Source organism: Rhizobium sp. P1_E6, from assembly GCF_056405875.1.
Window position 1 is genome coordinate 1 of sequence record NZ_JBFUBG010000048.1, and the last position, 23,636, is coordinate 23,636.

Consider the following 23,636-nt stretch of genomic DNA (forward strand, 5'->3'; position numbering starts at 1 on the left):
CAGAAAGGCAGATATCCCTTGTTCAAGGGCCAGCCGTACCGTTCGAAGAAAGTCGAGAAGTCACGCATCGCTCAGAGCCTCCGGCCTTCTTCGTCGAATACGAACACACCCTTGCTATCGATCGCCCACCTCACCTCGTCGCCAACGGTGATGTCATTGCGGACCGGCTGGATCGAGCGCAGCAGCGAGCCGCCGGCAAGCCGTACGTCGTAGAGGTTCTCGCGGCCCTGCGTTTCGGCGAAAGTGACTTTACCGGAAACGGCGATATCGCCGGCCGGATTGAAATGTTCAGGGCGCACGCCGAGCGTCAGCTTGCTGCCCTCGGCAGCCTGGACCGAAACCGGCACGCGGATCTCGCTTTCAGGCATCGCAAAGGTGCCATCCTTCATCACGCCGCGCAGGAAGGTGATCGGCGGGTTGCCGAGGAAACCGGCGACGAAGGCGGTGCGTGGATCACTATACATTTCGGCCGGCGTGGCGATCTGCACAATCTCGCCTTCCTTCATAATGGCGATGCGGTCACACATGCTCATCGCTTCCACTTGATCATGGGTGACGAGGATCGCAGTGATGCCCGTCTCGCGCTGGATGCGGCGGATTTCCGAACGCATTTCAAGGCGGAGCTTGGCATCCAGGTTGGCGAGCGGCTCGTCGAGCAGCAGCACATCCGGCTTGCGGATCAGCGCGCGGGCAAGCGCCACGCGTTGCTGCTGGCCGCCGGAAAGCTGGGCTGGCCGGCGCTCCATGAGATTGCCGATCTGCACGAGGCGGGAAATGCGCTCGACCTCCTTGCGGGTATCGGCCGCATTGACGCCCTTTACCTTCAGCGGAAAGCCAATGTTCTCGGCAACCGTCATATGCGGGTAAAGCGCATAGGACTGGAAGACGACGCCGACATTGCGCATCTGGCTCGGCAGGTCGGTCACATCACGATCGCCAAAGAGGATGCGTCCGCCGGTGGGCCGGTGGATGCCGCAGACGGCAAACAGCGTCGTCGATTTGCCGCAGCCCGAGGGGCCGAGCAGCGCCAGCATCTCGCCGCTGCCGACTTCAAGTTTCATGTTCTCGATGACCTTGGTGGAGCCGAAGCTCTTCGAGAAATTGTCGAGGAGGATGCGCATCAGCCTTTGCTCCCGCCGCCGTAGATGTTCATGAGGTATTTGTTGAAGAGTGCGTAGGCGATCAGCACCGGAATGAGGTAGAAGAGGCCGACCGCCTTGAACATGTTGAAATCGTAATTGTTGTCGTCGGCAAGGAAGCCGGCGAGATAGACCGACAGCACCTGCACCTGATTGCCCGGTGCCAGCACCTGCGGCAGGATGAACTCGCCCCAGCCGGAGAGGAAGGAGAACAGGCCGAGCGCCATGATGCCGGGCTTGACCTGTGGTAGCACCAGGCTGCGCCAGACGCGGAAACGCGAGGCGCCGTCGACGACGCCCGCCATTTCGATTTCCCAGGGCACCGTGTCGTAGAAGCCCTTCATCAGCCAGATGCCGAGCGGCAGGTCGATCGCCGCCTTCACCAGGATCACGCCGATCAGCGAATTGTAGAGGCCGATCATCTGCAGCACGATGAAGATGGCGATGATCAGTGTCACCGACGGAAAGGCATGCAGCACCATGACGCCGGCAAGGAAGAAGCCGCGTGCCGGCACGTTCAGCCGTGACAGCACATAGCCCGCCATCGACGAGACGATCAGCACCAGGCTGGTGGTGCAGGCCGAGAACAGCAGCGTATTCAGGGTCACGTGCCAGATGTTCGCCTTGCCTGCCGTCGTCTCCCACAGGAAGCGCCAGTGATTGAGCGTCAAGCCGGAGGGCAGCAAGGCATCCGGCTGCTTTACCGTCACAGTGTCGAGGAAGAGATAGACATACATCAGGAGCAGCGGCAGGCTGACGATGGTCAGTGCCGTTATGACAGGCCAGTTGCGGTAATTTGCCGAGGGCTGCGAGCGTTCGGCCATGGTCAATCCTCGATCAGGGGCTTGGCGACAAGCGTGCCGTAGTTGAAGACGCGCAGATAAAGAAGCGACAGCGTCACGCCGATGACGACGAGCACCAGCGCCATGGCGGCACCCAGCCCGTATTCGAGATTGCCGGCATAGTTCCTGAGCGCGGTGTGATAGGCGGAGAGCGCCCAGACCTCGGTCGCGTTGCCCGGCCCGCCATTGGTGGCGAGCAGGATTTCATTGAAGGAAGCAAGCAGCGACAGGGTCTGATAGCAGGTGACGAAGAGAATCGGCCAGCGCATCTGCGGCAGGATGATGTAACGGATCTGCTGCCAGCGCGAGGCGCCGTCGACCTCGCTCGCATGGAACTGACTCTTCGGAATGGCCTTCATCGCCGACGAGAACACCAGCATGCCCATCGAGGCACCGATAAAGCCGTTGATCAGCACGACGAAGAACCAAGCATTATAAGCGGTATCGAGCAGGTAGTTCTTCGGGGGGTAGCCGAACTTGCCCATCAGGATCGAAATGAAGCCGCTGTCCCAGGCGAGCCACTTCCACAGCATGACGTAGATGACGACAGGTGTGATACGCGGCAGGAGCCAGATGCCGCGAAAGATCGAAGCCGGCGTCGGCGGCATGTAATGCGTCCAGATGGCGAGCAGCAGCGCATAACCGACGTTGAAAAGCACCAGCACCAGCGCAACATAAAGCACGGTATTGAAAAGCACACGCGCCATGTCGGGCGAGGTGGCCATGCGTGAGAAATTGTCGGTCGTCCAGGTCCAGCCGGTATAGGTGGTCTTGGCGACGGTTTCCTTCTGCTCCGGCGTCAGCTTGAAACCCAGCGTATCGAGAGCGGAGAAGAGCTGGTCCTTGCTGTCGAAGCGGGTGTTGAGGACGGAGCGGTTGAACTGTTCGGAGATCTGCTTGACCTCGCGTGTCGAAGGTCGCTCGGCGAGATCCTTGATCATGCGCTCGACGTCGCGGCGTGCCGGGAAGACCTCGCCTGTATGTTTGGCGCGCAACTCCGCAGCAATCCCCGGCGCCATCCCGAGGCGTTCGACGGCCGTGAGGCCTGCCTCGTCGATCGTGTAGCGCGGTTCGGCCATCTCGGCGGCGATGTCGGGCATCGCCGATTTCAGCGCGATCAGGGAGTTCGGCGCGATCTGGTAGACACCGCCTGATATGCCGGTCGCGGTCGTCATGTTGGTCATCGAAAAGACGGCCGTCAGAACGACCGGCAGAAGGAAGAACAGGATGATCATGATCGCCGCAGGCGCGATCATCACCAGCCCAAGCGTTCTGGACGATTTCATGGGAAGTCCCTCACGGACGACGCTCTGAAAGGCGGCTTTTGTGCCGCCTTTCAGCTGAGTGCGTCGATCTTAGCGGATGACGATCTTATCGCCGAGCGTGCTCTTCAGCTCGCTCTCGGCATCGTTGACGGCGGCGTCAACAGTCTTGGCACCGGTCCAGGATGCTTCAAGGTTCTTCCACATGATGTTCCAATATTTGCCGAAATCGGAATTGTTCGGCATCGCATTGGCATGCGGCAGCAGGCGCTCGGTGGCTTCGCGGGTCCAGCGGTCGGCCGCGTAGAAGTCGACGGTGGATTCCGACTTGGAGATGCCGAGGTGAGCCGACTTGACCGCATGCAGGGCGTTGGTGCGCGGCTCGGAGGCGATCTTGACCAGCTGGGCGGCGATCTCAGTGTCTTCCTGGTCGTGACCTGCGGTCAGCAGATAGACGAGCGGGTGGGTCAGCGTGTTGGCCTTGCCGCCTTCGCCGGCGGGAATCAGCGTGAAGACCACGTTGCCGAAGAAGTCCTTGAGGCCTTCCTGATTGACGAGGCGGGCATAGTGCCAGGTGCCGCCATCCCAAATGCCGGCCTTGCCGGTGGCCACTTCCTTCCACCACTGATCGCCCGGCATGCCGATATGGTTCTTCTTGGTGACGCCGGTTTTAACGGCGTCGGCGAAGAACTGATAGGTGCGGGTCATCGCCGCCTTGTCGAAGACGAGCTTGCCACCCTCTTCCATTGCGCCGCCGAAGCTGGTGTAGAACTGCCAGTAGTCAGGACCGTTGCTGGTACGCGGATAGAAGCCGTAGCCGGGCTGGACGAGGCCCTTGTCTTGCATCTTCTTGGCGTCTTCGAGCAGGTTCTTCATCGTGTACTTGCCGTCCTGGACACTCTGCGGCAAGGCGTCGAGATCGGCATCGCTGTAACCGATCGCCTTCATGTAGGGCTTCCAGAAGAACATCGGCCGGGATTCAGCATCCTGCGGAATGCCGTAGACGGTGCCGTTATAGGAGGCGATCTGCAACAGATTTTCATAGATGTCGCTGAGCGGCCAGGAGTCGAGATCGACATAGTCCTCGATCGGAACGATGAGACCGGCCTGCGACCAGGGCGCGATGTCTTCATGGCCGCTGACGACGATGTTCGGAGCGGTCTTGGCTTCTGCGGCAAGGGTCAGCGCCTGCTTGAAATCTTCCCAGGCGGAATAGGGCTTCTTCTCGACGGTGATTTTCAGGTCTTCGCCCTTGAGGGCGGCTTCGCGCTGCAGCTGCTGGGCTGCGATCTCGATGGCGTCGAGGCGATAGACGTCGTTCGGGCCGGTACCGCCGGCCCAGACGCTGATGTGAACGTCCTTGGCAAGTGCAGATGCAGAAGTCGAAGCCAGGATTGCAGCGGCGACGGCAAGGGATTTCAGTGTCGGCAAAAGAGTCATCTTCTTCATCTCCCCAGAAGAGCAGTGTGAGGCCTCTTGACGGGTCATCACCGGTGTTGATGGCCGTTCCGATAACCCCACGAAAACGTGGCGTATCCCGCTCTAGGGGGCGAACGTAACGGCCAAATGACAAAATTGAGCACGTGTGCAAAATTATTATGACGATGTTCTCGGCGCGGTCAATTCCCCATCGAAAGGCGGGGCCAGATGCCGATGAAAATCGGCATCGAAGAGTCGGAATCGCGCTCTTGCCTGTATTTTCGCAATCGGCTAATAATTGCGGCGGAGCCGTTCAACAATGGAGGCGTGCAATGACAGATATTTCTTCATCCAACGCCTCTTTGGCATAGGCCCTCGAAGCTCCAACCCTCGAACATATCCGGGATCTTTCAAGCTTCACCATCCAGAGATGGCATTCGTTTCGCACGCAGCGTCTGGGCGGTAATGTCCGCGCTATGTCTCTGCGCACATTCAGCTTGAAAGAAGGGCGGCTCAGAATTCTGACCGCTGGTGATCATGACCAATCAACATGCCGGCGAAAGCCTGACGGCATCCATGAGCGAGCTTTGCTCGCGATTTAGTTTCAAGGAAATTCTCATCGCAGCCATCGTTGCCCGATGGAGACGTCGTCGCATTGTAAACAGCTTCGATACCTTCCCATCCTGGCTGTGCCGTGACCTCGCTTTGTCCGATGAATAGATCGGCCCCCTCGCTGATGTTGCCGAGGGAATACCCGGCAGGAGTGGTTTCGAGACGAGATCATCCCTGCCGGCTTGCGGCCAATGCGATCATAACAATCAAATGCCGACCCAGAGATCGCGAAGCATCTGCCGAAGCAGTAGCGCCTCCGCCCACCGATCGGTGGTGTCGTTACCGTCTCGCCCGGTGATCGCATAGGGCTTCGGCCCCAGCTCGCAGGTGAAGACCAGCTCGGCATTCGAAGCCGCGCGACTGCGCCAATCGCGCATGCCGTGGTCCCACCATTGAAGGAAGAGGTCGACCCAGGGCCGATGGTGAGGAAACGAAATTTCGATCTGCACCTGTTCACACGATGCGACCCTGCCATGGAAGGCCTGGGCATTGCGCAGGATGCGATGGATCATCGCATGGGTTTCGTCATCGACCGGAAACGCGAATTCGCGTGCGACCGTAAAGTGCGAGAGGTCTGCGACCAGCGGCAGATCCGGCCTCTTCTCCAACAGGTCGAGTGTAAACAACAGATCCGTCGTCATCCGGTTGCGGTGGGTTTCGATGAAGACGGGAACTCCGGCATCCTCGGCAAGCTGCATCCAGCCGTCCAGGATCGGCAGGCACTCCTCGACGCGGCGCAGTCGGACATCAGGCTGCACGTTGATATGGCTGACCGGGAATTCCACGGCAAGCTCGAGCGGCAGGCGCAAATCTTCGACGTTGCGGGGAAAACAGACGCCTTCGATCTTCAATCGGGCGCCCCGAATAGCGTCATTCAACCTGAGAACGTCGGCGCGGTTCGTATAGTGGGCGCTGATGCCGTCGAAGCCGGCCTCCGAGATCATCGCGATGTTCTCATCGAGGTTGCGCTCATGGCCATCCGTATGTCGGCGTTCCATGGCCCAGAGCGACTGGAAGATCAGCAGCCTCTGCATCATGCCGCCCTTGCGCTTTTCAGGAGCACCTTGAGGTTCAGATTCGGATCGGCGAGAGCGGCGGGATCAGGATGCACTCCGGCTGCGATCAGCATTTCGGCAAGTTTGATATCCTTGGCGAGACTATTGCCGACGCCAAGCCCTGCTGCGGCGACGAGACGCCCGCCGTCCAGATAGAATTCAAGCTCATCTTCGCCAAGCGAGCGGACCACACTTTGATGGGCCGGTTGCGGCAGCCCGACTACCTGGAGGCCGAGATCGTATTGATCGGACCAGAACCAGGGGATGGCGACGAAAGCTTCGACTGATGCGACCATATTGCGAGCGGCAAGCTCGGCCTGGGCTCTGGCATTTCGCCAGCTTTCGAAACGAATATGACCACCGCCGGGCTGGCTCATTGCTGCGCAGTCGCCCGCCGCAAAGATATCAGGCGCGCTGGTGCGAAGATGGGTATCCGTCAGGATGCCGTTGCCTGTCGCCAATCCAGCCTGCTGCGCCAGCGTGATCTCCGGCATTACACCGATGGCGCTGACGACAAGTTCGGCTTGCACCGTACTGCCATCCGTCAGAGTGACGCCGGTATCGGTGATTGCCGCAACGCCTCGGTCGAGATGGAAATCGACGCCTTCCGCCACGTGCCTGGCATGCAGCTTTTCGGCAAAGCGCGAGGGGACGRCGCGCCCCAGAATCTTGGGTGCTGCTTCAATGACGCTGACCGCAATGCTCTTGCCGCGAAGCACGGACGCAAGCTCCATCCCGATCAAACCGCCGCCGATGACAGCAACGTTCCGACCTGTTCTCATATTGGAGAATATCGCTTCGGCATCGGCATGGGTGCGGAAGTCGAGCGCGCGTTCGGCACCGGGAGAAGCAAGCCGTCTTGGACGCGCGCCCGTGGCAAGCAACAGCTTTTCATAGGCGAGCACGCATCCGTCGCTTAAAGCGACTGTGCGGGCGTCGGTATCCAGCTTCGAGGCCGACACGCCCTTGAGATAGTTGATGCCGGCGGCAGCCAGAGCATCCTGTGCGCAGATCAGTTTCATCTGCACGGCGCCACTCATCGGCTTCGACAGCGGCGGCCGTTCGTAGGGCAGATGTGGCTCCGCTCCGACCAGCGTGATGGACCCGGAATATCCCGCCTCCCGCAAAGCAAATGCAGCACGCGTTCCGCATTCCCCTGCACCGATGATGACAATGCCGCTCATAAAGCTCTCCATAAAAAAAAGAGGCCGGCGCTCGTGAGGGGAGACACCGGCCAGGGAGGATCAGTTCTGGTGGGCGTACTCTGCCATGTTCGTCGGCGTGACCAGTTCGAACGGCACCATGACCTGCTTGTCGACGCTGTGGCCGCGAGCGAGGGCAACAGCCGCATCCATCGCACCGGCAGACTGCCCCTTGGCATTCTGGAACACCGTCACATCAAGATCCCCGTTCGTCATCGCAGCCAAGGCATCCTGCGTCGCGTCGATGCCGACAACGACGACGCTGTCCATCGACACGCCGGCAGCTTTCAGCGCCTGGATCGCACCGATCGCCATTTCGTCATTATTGGCGAAGACCGCGTCGATCGGACGACCAGCGGTGATCCAGTTTGTCGTCAGGTCCATGGCATTGGTACGCGTCCAGGCGGCCGATTGCTCGTCGGCGATGGTCACGCCCTTGCAATCGCCGGCCGCGAGCGTTTCCTTGACCGATGAGGTTCGATCGCGCGAGGCCTGATGCGCAAGGTCTCCCATCAGGATATAGGCCTGCGCATCGCCGGCCTTTCCATTCTTCTTGAGGATTTCGCAGGCAGCTTCCGCCCCCAGCCGTCCGGAGTCGGTTTCCTTCGAGCCGACATAGGCCTGGTTCTTGGGAAGCTTGTCGACATTATCAGGCTGGAGATTGACATAGACGAGCGGAATGCCGGCCTTCTCGGCTGCCGCGCTGATACCGGGCGCGGCTGATGTATCAGCCAGCGTCACGATGATCGCATCCACTCCCGCGGCGATGAAATTGTTCACCTGATTGAGCTGCTTGGAGACATCGGTCTGAGCATCCTCGATCTGCAGAGTTATCCCGCCCACCTGAGAGGCTCTGGTGCTCAGGCCTTCACGCAGCAGAGTCTGGAAATTGTTGTCGAAGCTCTGCATCGAGACGCCGATGGTCTCGGCCGAGGCAGCACTGGCCGTCAGGGCGGCTAGGACGGCCGCCACACAAAATGACTTCATGATTTCCTCCCATTGGATGCCGGGCCACCCGAAGCATTCCGGAGGCCGTTCAGGCCTGCTGATGTCGCAGGCTCAGGCGAGAGCCACGCGAACTTCCCCATCGATCACCTCGGCGGGATAAGTTTTCAGATTTTCGCAGGCGGGAAGCCTGAGCGCTTCGCCAGTGCGGTAGTCAAAGGCGCCGGAATGCTTGGGACATTCCACTTCGAAATCCATGACCAGTCCGTCCGCGAGGTGGATTGCCTCGTGGGTGCAGAGCCCGGTGGTGCAATAGACGCTATCGTCAGGTCCGCGATAAATGGCATAGGTGCGGCTGCCGTGATCGAAACGGATGGCGCCCTCCTGTTCGATGTCCTCAAGTTTGCAGGCAGTGATCCAGCTCATTCGGCCGCTCCCTTGACTTCCATGCCGGCCTTGCGGGCTGCGAGTTTTTCTTTGCGCCGGCGATAGCGCTCCTGCATGCGGGCTTCGCCTTCGGGCGAGCCGTCGTGCCAGGTGCCGAACCACTTATCGAGCGGTATCAGGGCATCGCCGTAATTCACCTCGAAATATTTGTGGTGCAGGTAATGCGCATAGGCATGGCTATCGACCAGCTTGTCCTCGCCGACCTCCACCTTGTCGAAGCCCACGTGACCCGGAATGGCGCCGAAGCCCGCATAGTGAAGCTGATAGAGCATGAGGATCGGATTGGACGGCAGGATCAGGTGATAGAAGGCCGTTCCGAGGTAGAGCAGATGCTCGACCGGATGCATCGACAGCGACGACCAGGGCGACGGGTTGACCGAGTTATGGTGGACCGAGTGGACCCACTTGTAGAGGATGGGTGTATGGATGAGCCGATGAATGCAAAAGAAGTGGAACTCATGAATGATCGGCACGGCCAGCGCGACGATGGCAAGCGTCCAGGGGTTCTCCGCAAAGCTCAGCCAAGGCGCGTAACCATTGGCATAGGCCCATAACATGGCAGCCTCGATCGCCGTCCAGATCGTCACGCCCGACAGGAAGGTGCGCAGCATGTTGTCGACGTTCTGGCGTTCGAACCAGAAGGCCTTGCTCTTCTGATCGGCTGGAAATTTTCCATTGTATTTGAAGCGGTTTTGCTGACGTTTCAGCACATAGAGATGCACCTCGAAGGCGCCGTAGAAAAACAGGACGCAGATTGCATTCACGACATAAAGCCAAGCAATCCAGCCGAAACCGATCGTTCGCATCGTCTCTGTCGACGGAATGACCACGGCCCAGTAAGCGACAGCGGACGCTGCAAAAATCGCATTCCAGGGAAAGAAATAATGCGGCAGCCATTTCAAAACGGCCATGAACCGTAGCGGAAAGTCAAATAGCGGCGCGGTCTCGACGGGCTTGTAGGGCGCCCAGTCGCCGCGCTTGTTACGCGTGCCGAATTTCAGATCGTTCATTTCACTCTCCTCCGGGCGAAGCGGAAATCACCCCTCCGCACAAGTCCTTTTGAAAGAGAGCGCCTGGTGCGCCTGATCCGGTGTCGCTCCTCTCGACGCTCCGGCTCTCCTTCCTGCCTTGAAATTAGCAGGAGACCGTCGCGCCGCCGAAGCCATTCTTGATCAAATCAGATCAAAGCCCTTCCTTGGTCATGGTGATGAAACGGATAGGCGCCCGATCGGGCTCGATATCGGTCAGGCCGATGCGGCGCAGGACGAGATCGAGCGATCGCCGGGCCTGCGCTTCCGGCGCCTGGTCCAGCACCACATCCATGACATCATCCTGCAAGGCTTTGCGGGTGTAGTCAGTCAGTTCATGGCCGACGAAGAAGATATTGCGCCCACGCGCATGACGGCGCAGCACGTCGATCAGCGCAGAGTTGGCGCCTCCGGCATTATAGAGGCCGGCAAGGTCCGGATAGATTTTCAGGGCAGAAAGCAGAAGCTCGGCACTGAAGTGCTCTTCATCAAGGCCGAAGCCCAGCCATTGAAAGCTGGTAGCGCCGGGATGCTCCAGAAAATAGTCGGAAAATCCGCGGATGCGATCACGATGCACCTGGTAGATCGGGTGGCAGATTGCGACGACAGGTCCTTGCCGGCGGGCCATACGGCTGATGAAAAGCGCAGCTGTCCGTCCGGCGGCATAGTTGTCGATGCCGACGAATTCGCCTGAGCGTTCGGACGCGCGGGTGACGACGTGGACGACCGGCAATCCACGGGCGATGACGTTTTCGACAGCAGCCTGGATCACGGGGCTGCGGGGCACTGCAAGAATGAGGCCCGCGCGCGGCAGGTCGGTCGACAGGATGCGACGAGCAATCTCCTCCGGCTTCATCTCCTCGGTGAAGCTGCGATGCACGACGACCAGTGGGTCGAGGGTTGCGCCAATTCGCTCGAATGCCTTGGAAAGCCGCTGATAAAAGGTCGTCTCCGGACGGACCATCAGCACTTCGATGCGCAACAGGCCGCGATGGGTATCGGGAAGCGTGCGCGGGTAATCCAAGCTGCGCGCAGCGACGATCACCTTTTCGACCAGTTCGGGACGAACCCCGCCCCGGCCGTTCAGCACCCGTTCGACGGTGGCGGTTCCCACACCTGCCTGGCGGGCGATATCCCGATAGTTCGGCTTGCTCACTGCTCTGTCCCCAATCGCCGAAGGCTGCGCCGTCAAAGACGCTTTTCCAGCAATATCCATGACTTAGGAATCAGGAGCAATCCAGATCGCGTTTCGAGACGCACAGAAATGCTTTCTCAGAAACTACGCGATTGAATTTTCTGAGATCTAAATATTAAGTTGGACCGCAAATACATGAATCCCACGTCGCATTCTCATGCGGCTCCAGATTGGCTGTTCATCCAAAAGTATCCCATCCCATGAGCCTTGAATCCGTCCGCGCCTTCTTCGCCGCCAATGCCCCAGACGTTGCCATCATCGAAACGGCAGGAAGCTCTTCGACCGTCATCCTCGCAGCCGAGGCGCATGGCGTCGAGCCCGCGCAGATCGCCAAGACGATCTGCCTGCGCGTCGGCGACCGCACCATGCTGATTGTGGCGAGCGGCACTTCGCGTCTCGACAACAGGAAATTCAAGGATGCCTTCGGCGGCAAGGGGCGCATGCTCGACGCCGAAGAGGTGCTGGCAGTGACGAGCCATCCGGTCGGCGGCGTCTGCCCCTTCGGCCTGCCCGTGCAACTGCCTGTCTATTGCGACGTGTCGCTGAAGCAGTTCGACGAAGTCGTGCCAGCCGCCGGTTCGACCAATTCTGCGGTGCGTATTTCGACGGGCCGACTGGCGGAAATCACCGGAGCCGAATGGGTCGACGTCTGCCAGTAGCACTGCACAGCTTCACAGAGCAGAAAGAATACCTATATTAACTCCTGACATGCCGTTGAGCGCATGACAGGAGGTTTGAGAAATGCCCAGTGCCGTTTCGCGTTTTGCCAGGATCGCAGCGATTGCTATTCTTGCGAGCGCTACCGTCTTTGCTTCGATCGGTGATGCCGATGCGCGCCGCGCCGGTGGATTCGGCGGATTCGGAAGTCGCGGCACGCGCACCTTCAGCGCGCCTCCTGCCACCAGTACCGCCCCAGCCCCGGCTGCCCCCATCGAACGTTCGATGACGCCCCGCCCGCAGACGAACGCGCCTTATAATACGCCGCAGCCGGGTTATGCCCAGCAGCGCCCCGGCTTCTTCGGCGGCTTCGGCCGTTCGATGATCGGCGGCCTGATTGCCGGTGGCCTTCTCGGCATGCTGCTCGGCCACGGCTTCGGCGGCGGCTTCGGTTTCCTCGGCTTGCTCCTGCAGATCGCGCTGATCTTCGGTGCAATCACGCTTGCCATACGCTTCTTCGCCAATCGCCGCCAGCCTTCCTATGGCACTGGCGGTCAGAGTTTTGGCGGCTTGCAGTCTTCCAACATGTCGCCGGCAAATGGTGGTTCATCCTTCCGCATTCCGGCGATCGGTTCTGGCACCAGCTCCCAGCAGCAGCGCAATGCGCGTCCCAGTGACGAAATCGGCCTTGCCCAGGCCGATCTCGACCAGTTCGAGGAACTGCTGACGAAGGTTCAGACGGCCTACGGCGCGGAAGACTATGGTTCGTTGCGCCGACTGACGACGCCGGAGGCCATGTCCTACCTTGCGGAAGAACTCGGCGAGAACGCCACCAATGGCGTCCGCAACCAGGTTACCGACGTCAAGCTGCTGCAGGGCGATATCGCCGAAGCCTGGCGTGAAGACGGTCTGGAATATGCGACGCTTGCGATGCGCTATTCCTCGATCGACGCCATGGTCGAGCGCAAGAGCGGCCGCGTCGTCTCGGGCGACGATCATCGCCCGAGCGAAAGCACCGAGGTTTGGACCTTCGTGCGCAAGTCCGGCGCCGACTGGAAGCTTGCCGCCATCCAGGGCACCGGCCAGCGCGCTGCCTAATTGACCGAGACGGGTTTGGAGCGCATGCGGGAAACCGTTTCGCGCTCCGCCCGTTTACAGCGCATCGGCGGCAGGCCGCGATCCATTAGATCCATATCCTCGAGCACCATATCGCCCATCTTCTTGAAGGCGCTGTCGAGCGCACCGGCGCGGTGGGCCGAACGGATGAAACCCTTGAGGCTGCGCACCGGATGGTCTGACGGTAGCGGCTCCTGCGGATAGACATCGCTTGCCGCAACGATATGGCCGGCGGCGACGGCCGCCATCAGCGCCTCGAAATCCACGACGTCGGCGCGGCTGAGCAGGATGAAGGCTGCGCCCTTGCGCATGCTGGCGAATGCATCCGCGCCGAGGAAGCCCCTGTTCTCGCTGGTGACGGAGGCGACGACGAAAACAAAGTCGCTCTGCGTCAGCACTTCGCTCAGGCTCGCGGGCTCCACGCCGTTTTCCTCCAGGATCGAGCGGGGCATCCATGGATCGAAAACCCTGATTTTCGCACGAAAGCCCGACAAGACCCGTCGCAGCGCTTTACCGAGATCGCCAAAGCCGATGATGCCGATTTCGGAGCCCGATAGCAGCCGCGAGCTTGCATTCCCCTCGCCGCCCCAGAGTTCATGCCCCTCCCGGAAAGCTACATCGGCATCGACGATGCCGCGCGCGAGGCTGAGCGCGAAGCCAAGGCCGATCTCCGCCACCGGTTCGGCAAACACCTGCCCGGTCGTCACGACATGGATACCGCGCTGGAACAGGATTTCATAAGGCATGTTGTTGAGCAGGTTGCTCTCGACATTAAGGATCGAGCGGAGCTTCGGCATCCGCGCGAGCGTATCCGCGGAGAGCGGCGGCTGGCCGATGATGTAGCGCGCCTTGCCAAGAATATCATCGCCAAGACCGGCAATGTTTTCGGGATCGGCCTCGACGATCTCGTATTTGGCGTTGAGTTCGGCGTGTGCCTCGTCACTGAAGATCAGATCGAGCGTGCGTGGCTCGGGCGCGCTGATTGCTATCGGCCTTTCGGTATTCGTCATGGGATCCTCCTCGAGATGCGGCAACTCTCACCTCCGCAACACGATTGATAATCCGGTTGAGAGCCTCTTGGGAAGCCGCCTTTCAAAAAGGCAATTGCCTACGATACAAGCACTTGAAATTTCTATCTATTCCATGCTTTCCGTTGACGGCTGAATATAGCTGGACTAGCGTTGATGACGCGACTTGAAACCGTGCCTGAGGAGTCGGCGGCCGCAGGCGCCAGAGCATTCCAGCAAAGTGCGCAGCGGTTTTGCGTCCGGAATTGCGTAAATCAAAAAGACAGATCATTTCCGCGCCTTGACGAAAGCGGAGATGCTCTCAAGATCAGAGGGAATTCCAAAATGAAATCAATCTTCAAGGGCGGCCTTCTCGCGCTTGCCACTGCAGCACTTCCGGCAGTCGCCTATGCCCATACCGGCGTTGGCGAAACAGGCGGCCTTGTCCACGGTTTCAGCCATCCGATTTCCGGCCTCGATCACATCCTTGCGATGGTCATGGTCGGCGTCTTCGCCTTCCAGCTCGGCGGCCGTGCCGTCTGGGCCGTACCGGCAACCTTCGTGCTCGTCATGGCCTTCGGCGGGGCGCTGGGCATTGCCGGTGTCAATCTGCCTTTCGTTGAAACAGGCATCGCGCTTTCCGTCGTCGTACTTGGCGCGGCCGTTGCCCTGAATGTGCGCGCCTCGACAGCTGTCGCAATGGGTATCGTCGGTCTGTTTGCAATCTTCCATGGGCATGCGCACGGCGCCGAAATCCCTGAAAATGCCGGGGGTGCTGCCTATGCCGCTGGTTTCATGATCGCAACCGCCCTGCTGCATGCAGCTGGTCTCGCTACCGGTTTCCTGATTGCCCGTGTCGGCGAGCGCCAGGGCGCCTTCGTCGTGCGCACCGCAGGCGGCCTCGTTGCCGTTGCCGGCGTCGGCATCCTGACCGGCCTGATCTGAGGCCCGCGCCTCTCCCGGTTAATTTATCCGGCTTTTAGCGCCCGGCGGACAAAGGTCCGCCGGGCGTTTTATGTTTGCGAGATTTGACTCAAGTCAATTCCAGGCGCGCAATACCGGTCTATCAAGAGGCAGATCATCGAGGCGTGCATCCAAATTGACGCAGGTCAGCCTGGGCAATTGCGGCAGAAGAGCGAAAGTCGGTATAGTAATTTCAGAAATTTCTGAAATCACAGACGTAACGGAAATGACGATGAACCTTCCGCCTCTCGTTCAGTCCTTTGTCCTGCACTTCGGTGAAATGGGTTCCCGCTGGGGAATCAACCGCACGGTCGGCCAGATTTACGCGCTGCTCTTCGTCTCGCCCTCGCCGCTCTGCGCCGAGGAAATCGTCGATGCGCTCGGTATCTCGCGCTCGAACGTCTCCATGAGCCTTCGTGAACTGCAGGCCTGGAACCTGGTGCTGCTGCGCCACAAGCCGGATGACCGGCGCGACTTCTTCACGACACCTGACGATGTCTGGGTGATCCTCAGAACACTCGCCGAAGAGCGTAAGAAACGCGAGGTCGATCCCACGCTTTCGATGCTGCGCGAAATCCTCATGCAGCGCCCGGCAAGCGAGGTTGAACGCCATGCGCAGGAGCGCATGGGCGAGATGCACACGCTCATCGAGCAGCTGACGCATTGGTATGATGACGTAAAACAACTCGAAACAGAAAGGCTTGCAACGTTACTCTCGTTAGGCGCGAAGGTGACGAAGCTGCTGGAGGCCAAAGATAGGGTCGTTTCGCTTGGCCGTCGTCGTCCCAATCCTGCGAACAAGAGTTAGCGTCGTGAACAGTGCTTTCTTCGACGCGAGAGACCCGCAAGAGGCAAGGACGCTCCAAGGCGATGCCGTGACGCTTAGGCCGGCAAAGACCAAAAGCCGGCTGCGCAGCGCAGCCATGCTGCAGGCCTTCGCAGCCGTGCTTTGGATTCCGCAGGCGGGCCTGCTTGCCTATTCCGTCGGACAGCTGGCCGATGGTGGCGGCCTCGCCGATATCCTCTGGCCGGCCCTCTTCATTCTGCTTTTCGGAGTTGTCAAAAGCTGTCTCGACGCCACTGGCGGCCGTCTTGCCTTTCGCGCCGCCCGCGCGGAACTCAGCGAAAAGCGCGTCGCCGCTATCCGCCTGCTCGCCCGCCTGTCGCCGGTCGATGTCGACCGCCCGGCCTCCGGCGAGGCGGCGAGCATTCTTGGCGAGCAGGCCGAGCTGATCGTGCCCTATCTCGCCCGGTTCCAGCCGGCGCGGATGAAGGCGAGCCTCGTGCCGCTCGTCATCCTGGCTTGCGTCTTTCCGATCTCCTGGATTGCTGCACTCGTGCTGCTGTTTGCAGGACCACTCATTCCGATTTTCATGGCGCTCATCGGCTGGCGCGCGCAGGCTGCGAGCGAAAAGCAGCTTGCCGCGACAGGCGGCCTCAACGCCTTCCTGCTCGACCGGCTGCGCGGGCTTGCAACGATCCGTTCGCTGGATGCGGTCGACGCCACTGCTTTACGGCTGCGCACCGAGGCTGAATCGCTGCGCACACGCACCATGGCGGTGCTGAAAATCGCGTTCCTTTCGTCTGCCGTGCTTGAGCTCTTCTCAGCGCTCGGCGTTGCGATGACCGCTGTCTATATAGGCTTCAGCCTGCTCGGCGAAATCCGTTTCGGCGCGTGGTCGGGCGGCCTCGCTCTTTCGCAGGGGCTGTTCATTCTTCTGCTCGCACCCGCCTTTTTCGAACCCCTGCGCGAACTCTCCGCCGTCTGGCATGACCGCGCCTCGGGCGAGGCGGCGCTGAAGGCGCTCGATGGCTTGGCTGACGAAGGCATGAGGCTTCCCTACGAGGAGAGTGCCGAGGCTACGACTGTAGTGCAAGCCTTCAATATCCGCCTGGAAAATATCGGCTTTCGTTATCGGTCCGATCAGGAACCGGTCCTCAACGGTTTCAATCTCGACATCGCCGCCGGCGAACACGTGGCGCTGCTCGGCGCCAGCGGCACGGGCAAGTCAACCTTGCTGTCTCTGACCGCCGGCCTGGCCCCCTGCGGGGAAGGCCAGGTTCTGATCGGTGGAACAGCCATAGATCGCGCCAAAATGGCCTGGATCGGCCAGAATCCGCATATCTTCGCCGGCACGATATCGGGCAATGTCGCGCTCGGTCGGCCTGGAATCACAAAAGACAGAGTTTCCGAGGCGCTCGATCTGGCAAAGCTTGCAGGTGTTGCGAAGGCCTACGGCCATCGCCCGCTCGGCGAAGCCGGCATCGGCCTTTCCGGCGGCGAAGCGCTGCGGCTGGCGATCGCGCGTGCTGCCTGCGACCCCAATATCCGCATCATCCTTGCCGACGAACCAACCGCCCATCTCGACGCCGAATCCGCAGCCGACATAACGGAGAGCCTGCTCGCTTTCGCAGAAGGACGCACGCTGATCGTCGCCACCCACGATCCGCTGCTTGCCGCGCGCATGCAGCGCACCATCCGCCTCGATGCCACAACTCTCCGGGAGGCTGCCGAATGACCACCTTCATAAGAGATATCAAGCCGGTTCTGCGTCTCTTCGTCGAGACACGCCGAAAGGAGCTGCTGCTCGGTGCCGCGCTCTCGGCAGCAACGGTAACGGCGGGCATCGCCCTGCTCGGTCTCTCGGGCTGGTTCATCACCGCGACCGCGCTTGCCGGGCTTTCGGCAACCATCGCTGCGACCTTCGACGTGTTTGCGCCGTCTGCGGGCATCCGCTTCCTCGCCATTCTGCGCACGGCGGCTCGTTACGGCGAGCGGCTGACCACCCATAATGCCACGCTTGCCGTGCTGGCTGCCCTTCGCGAACGTCTGTTTCGCGGCTGGGCCTCCGCAGGTGCGGCGCGCGCGCTCCTCAACCGCCCAGCGCGGCTGCTCTTTCGTCTGACGGCCGATATCGACGCGCTGGATTCGCTCTATCTGCGTATCCTGGTGCCTGCAGCCGTGGCAGTCGGTGCAGCACTCGTCACCAGCGTTACGCTCGGCCTGATGCATCCGCTGTTCGGGCTTCTCTTCGGCTTCAGCCTTATTTTGGTCGGGCTCGGCCTGCCGTTGGCGGCAGGTCAGGCCGCCCGCAAACATGCGCGCCGACGTGCCTACGGCATCGAAACCCTGCGGTCGCGGACGATCGATCTCATCGCTGGGCAGACCGATCTGTTGATGGCCGGCCGGATCGCCGCACAGCAGCAGGCGATAACCGACGCCGATGCCTATACCGCACAGGCAGACGACTGGCTGAACAGGATCGAGACCGGAGTGACCTTCGGCTTCGGGCTTTTCTCCACCGCCCTGCTGGTTGCAGCATTGCTGACATCAGCGATGCTGATGCAAACAGGCGCAATCACCGCCCCGGTCGCCGCACTCGGCATACTCGTTGCCTTTGCCGCAACCGAACCCTTCGCAGCGCTACGCCGCGGCGCCATGGAATTCGGCAGGACGATGCTTGCAGCCAGACGCATCGCACCACGCCTTTCGGCAGCCGATGTGGACTTCACGCCGAAGACACCTGCCCATGAGCTCGCCTTCGCGCTGCAGAATGCAACCGTTACCCATGACGGAGCGGCCCTGCCCGCCCTGCTTGACGTAACGCTGGAATTGCGTCGCGGCGAGCATATTGCCGTGGTCGGCTCGAGCGGCGCCGGTAAGTCGACCCTGCTTTCACTTCTAGCCGGCGAGTTGCCGCCGGTAGATGGTATGGCCGCCGCGCTCGACGGAACGCTACTCACCCAGCGGACCGAGCTTTTCCAGGACACGCTGCGCGGCAACCTGTTGCTCGCGGCACCCTGTGCCGATGATGAGCAATTGCGCAGCGCGCTTGCTGGCGCTGGCCTGCTTGCCGATGTTGATGCACTGCCATCAGGCCTCGACACACTGCTCGGCGAAGGCGGTATGGGACTGTCAGGCGGACAATCTCGCCGGCTGGCACTCGCCCGCCTCTTCCTGCGCGACACGCCGCTCTGGCTGCTCGACGAGCCGACCGAGGGGCTTGACGGCAGCACCGCACGCGATGTGCTGCATCGCCTCGCGCTCAGGGCCGACGGCCGAGCACTTGTCATCGCTACGCATATTCGCCGCGAAGCGGCGCTCGCAAACGTGGTCGCCGTCATCGAGGACGGCCGCATCTCGGAAGTTTCGCGCCGTGGAGAGGCGGCGTTCGAAAAGGCGCTCGATCGGCTTCGACCGGATTGAGCGAACAGGCATGCCCCGCACGGCCAGCCGGCAATGCGGAAACTACTTGATACCCCGTGGGACCGTGGGAGTAAGACAATGGAATTAGACATCGTAGCGCTATCGCGCTTTCAATTTGCGCTGACTGCGCTTTACCACTTCCTGTTCGTGCCCTTGACGCTCGGCCTTTCCGTGCTGCTTGCCATCATGGAAACGACCTATGTCATGACCGGTCGCCAGATCTGGCGGCAGATGACGAAATTCTGGGGCACGCTCTTCGGCATCAATTTCGTGCTGGGCGTCGCAACCGGTATCGTCATGGAATTCCAGTTCGGCATGAATTGGAGCTATTACAGCTATTATGTCGGCGATATCTTCGGTGCACCGCTGGCGATCGAGGGCCTGATGGCCTTCTTCCTCGAAGCGACCTTTGTCGGCCTTTTCTTCTTCGGCTGGGACAAGCTGTCGAAGGTGGGCCATCTGGTCGCCACCTGGGCGGTCGCGCTCGGCTCGAATTTCTCTGCGCTCTGGATCCTGATCGCCAACGGCTGGATGCAGAACCCGGTCGGGTCCGCTCTCAATCCTCAGACGATGCGCATGGAGATAACAAGCTTCTACGACGTGGTCTTCAACCCTGTCGCCCAGGCAAAGTTCGTCCACACGGTTTCGGCTGGTTATGTCTGTGCCTCGATCTTCGTGCTCGGCGTTTCTGCCTGGTACCTGCTCAAGGGCCGGCATATCGAGCTTGCAAAGCGCTCGATGACGGTTGCCGCCTCTTTCGGCCTCGCCTCCGCCCTGTCGGTGGTCGTGCTCGGTGACGAAAGCGGCTATCTCGCCACCGAAAACCAGAAGATGAAGCTCGCCGCGATCGAAGCTATGTGGAAGACCGAGCCGGCACCGGCTGCCTTCACCGCCTTCGGCTTCCCTGATCAGGAAGCACGCGAGACACATTTCGCCGTCCATATCCCCTGGGTCATGGGTCTGATCGGCACACGCTCGCTGACGACGGAAATCCCCGGTATCGACAAGCTGGAACAGCAGGCCGAGGTCCGCATCCGCGACGGCATCAAGGCTTATGACGCGCTGACGCAGATCCGCGCAGCACCCGCCCAGGATCAGGTGGCCCAGGAAGTCCGCAGTTCCTTCGAGGATCTCGGCCACGACCTCGGCTATGCCTTGCTCCTGAAGCGCTATGTCGACGATCCGCGACAGGCAACCGACGAACAAATCGCCCAGGCTGCACGTGACACCATCCCGCATGTGCCCACACTCTTCTGGTCGTTCCGCATCATGGTCGGTCTCGGCATGTTCTTCATCGTGCTGACGGCAACCTTCTTCTGGCTGTCGGCCCGCCGGCATCTGGATAAATATCCGCTGCTCCTGCGCATCGCTGTCTTTGCCATCCCGCTGCCCTGGATCGCCATCGAGGCCGGCTGGGTGGTTGCCGAAATCGGCCGTCAGCCCTGGGTCATCGAAGGCGTGCTGCCGACGGCAGTCGCCGTCTCCAATCACGGCGCCTGGGCAGTCCTGTTGACCATCATCGGCTTTGCCGCGCTCTATACGACACTGATCATCATCGAGATGAGCCTGATGCTCAAGGCGATCCGCCAGGGGCCRGAACCGGACCACGAGCCGGAAGCCAAGCTCATTTCCGAAACCCTCGTTCCCGCGGAGTGACCTGTCATGATCCTTCACGAACTGATTAACTATGATACCCTGCGCATCATCTGGTGGGTGCTGCTCGGCGTGCTCCTGATCGCGTTTGCCGTCACCGACGGTTTCGACCTCGGCGTCGGAACGCTCCTGCCCTTCGTCGCCAGGACCGATACGGAACGCCGTGTCGCCATCAACACGATCGGCGCCACCTGGGAAGGCAATCAGGTCTGGCTCATCCTCGCAGGCGGCGCGATCTTCGCCGCCTGGCCGCCGCTCTACGCGGTCTCCTTCTCGGGTTTCTATCTGGCGATGTTTGCGATCCTCTTCGCCCTCATCCTGCGCCCGGTCGGTTTCAAGTACCGCTCCAAGCGGGACAGTGCAGCCTGGCGCAACGGCTGGGACTGGGCGCTCTTCATCGGCGGCTTCGTGCCGTCGCTGATCTTCGGCGTTGCCGTCGGCAATGTGCTGCAGGGCGTTCCCTTTCGTTTCGCGGACGACATGCGCATCTTCTACGAGGGATCGTTCTTCGCGCTTCTGAATCCCTATGCCCTTCTCTGCGGGCTGCTCTCCGTCGCCATGCTCGTCATGCATGGCAGCGCATGGCTCGTGCTGAAGGCAACGGGGCCGGTTGCTGATCGCGCCCGGCGCTTCGGCAGCATCGCAACGCTTGTGGTCATCGTGCTCTTTGCGCTCGGCGGCCTGTGGCTCTGGGCCGGCATCAGCGGTTATCGCATCACCAGCGATATCAGCCCGGTCGGCCCGTCGAACCCGCTTCTAAAGACGGTGGCGCTGGAAAGCGGTGCATGGCTTGCCAATTACGGCACCTATCCCTGGATGATCGCCGCTCCGGTATTCGGCTTCCTGGGTGCGGCGGCCGCCTTCCTTGCCATGCGCGCACGGCTGGAAGTCGCGACCCTGCTCTTCAGCGACCTCTCGATAACAGGCATCATCTCGACGGTCGGCCTGTCGATGTTCCCATTCATCCTGCCCTCGTCGCTCGATCCGAGGTCGAGCCTCACGGTCTGGGATGCATCGTCGAGCCACCAGACACTCTTCATCATGCTGGTCGTTACGGTCATCTTCCTGCCGATCATCTTTGCCTACACCACCTGGGTCTACAAGGTGCTGTGGGGCAAGGTCGACGAGAAGAGCGTCACCGACAAGAACAGCCACGCTTACTGAGGAGATGAAACGATGTGGTATTTCGCATGGATACTCGGCTTCCCGCTGGCAGCCGCCTTCGCCGTCCTCAACGCCATATGGTACGAGCTGGTGGATGATCAGGCCAAGAAAAAGGCTTCCGGCGAACGCCGATAAAAGTAAAAAGGGCGCGGTTCATACCGCGCCCTTTCTTTGAACTCGTCACTATTCACACGGGGCTTTCACCCAAGCCGGATCTGCGAGCGCTCCGCGAGCTCGACAATGATGCCGTCTGGATCGCGGACGAAGGCGATCCTGTTCAGCATCTCGGAATGGACTGCAAAACGTGGCCGCTCCTTGATCTCGACACCGGCCCCTTCCAGTCGGGCGAAAGTTTCTTCAACGTTCTCGAAATGGAAAGTTATGTGCCGGACCCCGGCTGTTCCATCCGGAACGTCGACAGCGCGCGTCGCACCGCCCGGCGGCGCAAAAACTTCCAGCATTCCGTCGCCAGCGTCAAGGAATGCGACCTGCATGCCGTCAGGCATCTGCTTGCGCAGGTGCAGCTTCAGCCCGAGCAGGCCGCAGTAGAACTCGATCGCCCGGTCCATATTGCTGACTGTCATGCCGATATGTTCGAAAGATTTCAGCATCGTCTTCCCCTCAGACGCCAGCGGCAAGGCGCCGCCCCTCTTCCGGAAGCCAGGAACGGTAAAGCGGATGCTCGGCCGTGATCGGCATCGGCGTCGGCTGGCCGGTACGCTGCGAAGAATAGGCGGCGGTCACCAGTTCCAGCGAGTTACGTGCGTCCTGAAGCGTCACCGGCGGATCGCGGTCCTCGATGATCGCCTTGTGGAAGAGCTCGAACTGGCGCGTATAACCGTCTTCCGTCTCTTCATAATCCGCAAGCGCCGCGTCGATGCGGGCCTGATGTTCCTCCGTCCCGGCAATGAAGGTCCAGGGATCGCGGCCCATCGTGTAGGGTTCCAGAATGCTTTCGGCGACGAGATCACTGAAGCAGAAACGCAGCCTGGAGATTTCCTTGCGGGAACCAAGCGTCATGGAAAGCGTGGCGAGCGAGCCGTTCTTCATCTTCACCGACAGCGCGGCGGTATCTTCCACCTCGATCGGATTGACCAGCGTCGCACCATAGGAAAACACCTCGGCGCAGGGACCATGCACATAGTTCAGCATGTCATGGGCGTGGATCGCATGACCGAGCAAGCCACCACCGAGTTCCGTTGCCCATTTGCCGCGCCACGGCACGGCGTAATAATCCGGCCCGCGCCACCAATGCGTTTCGATGGTGGTGAGGAACGGCTTGCCGGCAAGACCGCGCTCGATCAGAAGCTTCAGCTTCTGCAGGCCGCTACCGTAGCGGTACTGGAAGATCGGCATCAGCTTGCGGCCGTTCGAACGCGCCAGAATGCGCGCCATCTCGTCCACCTCGGCGATAGAACCGAAGAGCGGTTTTTCGCAGATTACATGCTTGCCACTCTCGATCGCTTTCCGGCAAAGCTCGAAATGCGAATCCGGCGGCGTGGCGATATCGATGATATCGAGATCGTCGCGCGCAAAGAGCGAATCCGCATCCTGCGTGTATTCGGGGATATTATGCTCCTCGCAGAGCGGCTTGCCGCGATCTGCGTCGAGAGAACAGAGAACGGGAACCTCGAAGAGATCGCTGTTCCAACCGAAACCTGTCAGATGCCGTTCAGCAATGCCCGCACCGATGACGCCGACGCGCAATTTCCGTGTCATGATA

The 23,636-nt window shown here is 60.7% G+C and carries 22 protein-coding genes; 9 read left to right on the forward strand and 13 right to left on the reverse strand.

Annotation, left to right across the window (positions count from 1 at the left end; genetic code table 11):
* Positions 1-71: 71 nt before the first annotated feature.
* From AC1D35_RS21165 to AC1D35_RS21210, 10 genes are all read right to left on the reverse strand, one after another.
* Positions 72-1,121 (reverse strand): ABC transporter ATP-binding protein, encoded by a 1,050-nt coding sequence (locus tag AC1D35_RS21165; protein ID WP_113300371.1) that lies wholly within the window; start codon positions 1,119-1,121, stop codon positions 72-74.
* A complete protein-coding gene (locus AC1D35_RS21170) occupies positions 1,121-1,963 on the reverse strand; it encodes a carbohydrate ABC transporter permease (RefSeq protein WP_113300372.1) in 843 nt (280 codons plus the stop codon). Before AC1D35_RS21170 ends, AC1D35_RS21165 begins: the two co-directional genes overlap by 1 nt.
* Before the next feature lie 2 nt (positions 1,964-1,965).
* Positions 1,966-3,267 (reverse strand): carbohydrate ABC transporter permease, encoded by a 1,302-nt coding sequence (locus AC1D35_RS21175; RefSeq protein WP_477851914.1) that lies wholly within the window; start codon positions 3,265-3,267, stop codon positions 1,966-1,968.
* A gap of 69 nt (positions 3,268-3,336) precedes the next feature.
* Positions 3,337-4,683, reverse strand: a complete 1,347-nt coding sequence (locus tag AC1D35_RS21180) for an extracellular solute-binding protein (RefSeq protein ID WP_477851915.1) — start codon at positions 4,681-4,683, stop codon at positions 3,337-3,339.
* Between the two features lie 797 nt (positions 4,684-5,480).
* Entirely contained in the window at positions 5,481-6,311 is an 831-nt protein-coding gene (locus AC1D35_RS21185) for a sugar phosphate isomerase/epimerase (protein WP_477851916.1), read from the reverse strand.
* Positions 6,308-7,513, reverse strand: a complete 1,206-nt coding sequence (locus AC1D35_RS21190) for an NAD(P)/FAD-dependent oxidoreductase (RefSeq protein WP_477939971.1) — start codon at positions 7,511-7,513, stop codon at positions 6,308-6,310. Before AC1D35_RS21190 ends, AC1D35_RS21185 begins: the two co-directional genes overlap by 4 nt.
* Positions 7,514-7,573: 60 nt before the next feature.
* Entirely contained in the window at positions 7,574-8,518 is a 945-nt protein-coding gene (locus AC1D35_RS21195) for a substrate-binding domain-containing protein (protein ID WP_115037573.1), read from the reverse strand.
* 72 nt (positions 8,519-8,590) lie between these two features.
* Positions 8,591-8,902: a MocE family 2Fe-2S type ferredoxin gene (locus AC1D35_RS21200; protein ID WP_113300378.1), complete on the reverse strand. Its 312-nt coding sequence runs from the start codon at positions 8,900-8,902 to the stop codon at positions 8,591-8,593.
* A complete protein-coding gene (locus AC1D35_RS21205; RefSeq protein ID WP_477851918.1) occupies positions 8,899-9,933 on the reverse strand; it encodes a sterol desaturase family protein in 1,035 nt (344 codons plus the stop codon). Before AC1D35_RS21205 ends, AC1D35_RS21200 begins: the two co-directional genes overlap by 4 nt.
* Positions 9,934-10,105: 172 nt before the next feature.
* Complete coding sequence (locus AC1D35_RS21210; RefSeq protein WP_477851919.1) at positions 10,106-11,107, reverse strand: LacI family DNA-binding transcriptional regulator; 1,002 nt, start codon at positions 11,105-11,107, stop codon at positions 10,106-10,108.
* A 239-nt stretch (positions 11,108-11,346) separates the two neighbouring features.
* Between AC1D35_RS21210 and AC1D35_RS21215 the strand changes: the two genes are divergently transcribed.
* On the forward strand, positions 11,347-11,805 hold the full coding sequence (locus AC1D35_RS21215; RefSeq protein ID WP_477851921.1) for a YbaK/EbsC family protein: 459 nt from the start codon (positions 11,347-11,349) through the stop codon (positions 11,803-11,805).
* 82 nt (positions 11,806-11,887) lie between these two features.
* Positions 11,888-12,901 (forward strand): Tim44 domain-containing protein, encoded by a 1,014-nt coding sequence (locus AC1D35_RS21220; protein ID WP_477851922.1) that lies wholly within the window; start codon positions 11,888-11,890, stop codon positions 12,899-12,901.
* On the opposite strand, the gene AC1D35_RS21225 is transcribed toward AC1D35_RS21220, so the two are convergent.
* Positions 12,898-13,929, reverse strand: a complete 1,032-nt coding sequence (locus tag AC1D35_RS21225) for a hydroxyacid dehydrogenase (RefSeq protein ID WP_477851923.1) — start codon at positions 13,927-13,929, stop codon at positions 12,898-12,900. The two genes, AC1D35_RS21220 and AC1D35_RS21225, sit on opposite strands and share 4 nt — an antisense overlap.
* Positions 13,930-14,271: 342 nt before the next feature.
* On the opposite strand from AC1D35_RS21225, the gene AC1D35_RS21230 reads away from it, so the two are divergent.
* From AC1D35_RS21230 to cydX, 7 genes are all read left to right on the forward strand, one after another.
* On the forward strand, positions 14,272-14,871 hold the full coding sequence (locus AC1D35_RS21230; protein ID WP_477851925.1) for a HupE/UreJ family protein: 600 nt from the start codon (positions 14,272-14,274) through the stop codon (positions 14,869-14,871).
* A gap of 250 nt (positions 14,872-15,121) precedes the next feature.
* Positions 15,122-15,697: a GbsR/MarR family transcriptional regulator gene (locus tag AC1D35_RS21235; RefSeq protein WP_113300383.1), complete on the forward strand. Its 576-nt coding sequence runs from the start codon at positions 15,122-15,124 to the stop codon at positions 15,695-15,697.
* A 4-nt stretch (positions 15,698-15,701) separates the two neighbouring features.
* Positions 15,702-17,408, forward strand: a complete 1,707-nt coding sequence (gene cydD, locus AC1D35_RS21240; RefSeq protein WP_477851926.1) for a thiol reductant ABC exporter subunit CydD — start codon at positions 15,702-15,704, stop codon at positions 17,406-17,408.
* Complete coding sequence (locus tag AC1D35_RS21245; protein WP_477851927.1) at positions 17,405-19,096, forward strand: amino acid ABC transporter ATP-binding/permease protein; 1,692 nt, start codon at positions 17,405-17,407, stop codon at positions 19,094-19,096. Before cydD ends, AC1D35_RS21245 begins: the two co-directional genes overlap by 4 nt.
* A gap of 78 nt (positions 19,097-19,174) precedes the next feature.
* Positions 19,175-20,752 carry a cytochrome ubiquinol oxidase subunit I gene (locus AC1D35_RS21250; protein ID WP_113507176.1) on the forward strand — a complete coding sequence of 526 codons (1,578 nt, stop codon included), beginning with the start codon at positions 19,175-19,177 and terminating at the stop codon, positions 20,750-20,752.
* A gap of 6 nt (positions 20,753-20,758) precedes the next feature.
* Positions 20,759-21,913, forward strand: a complete 1,155-nt coding sequence (gene cydB / locus AC1D35_RS21255) for a cytochrome d ubiquinol oxidase subunit II (protein WP_113310592.1) — start codon at positions 20,759-20,761, stop codon at positions 21,911-21,913.
* Positions 21,914-21,925: 12 nt separating this feature from the next.
* Positions 21,926-22,048 (forward strand): cytochrome bd-I oxidase subunit CydX, encoded by a 123-nt coding sequence (cydX, locus tag AC1D35_RS21260; RefSeq protein ID WP_113300388.1) that lies wholly within the window; start codon positions 21,926-21,928, stop codon positions 22,046-22,048.
* A 65-nt stretch (positions 22,049-22,113) separates the two neighbouring features.
* On the opposite strand, the gene AC1D35_RS21265 is transcribed toward cydX, so the two are convergent.
* Both AC1D35_RS21265 and AC1D35_RS21270 read right to left on the reverse strand, forming a co-directional pair.
* Positions 22,114-22,524, reverse strand: a complete 411-nt coding sequence (locus AC1D35_RS21265) for a VOC family protein (protein ID WP_477851928.1) — start codon at positions 22,522-22,524, stop codon at positions 22,114-22,116.
* 10 nt (positions 22,525-22,534) lie between these two features.
* On the reverse strand, positions 22,535-23,632 hold the full coding sequence (locus AC1D35_RS21270) for a Gfo/Idh/MocA family protein (protein ID WP_113507178.1): 1,098 nt from the start codon (positions 23,630-23,632) through the stop codon (positions 22,535-22,537).
* Positions 23,633-23,636 lie beyond the last annotated feature (4 nt).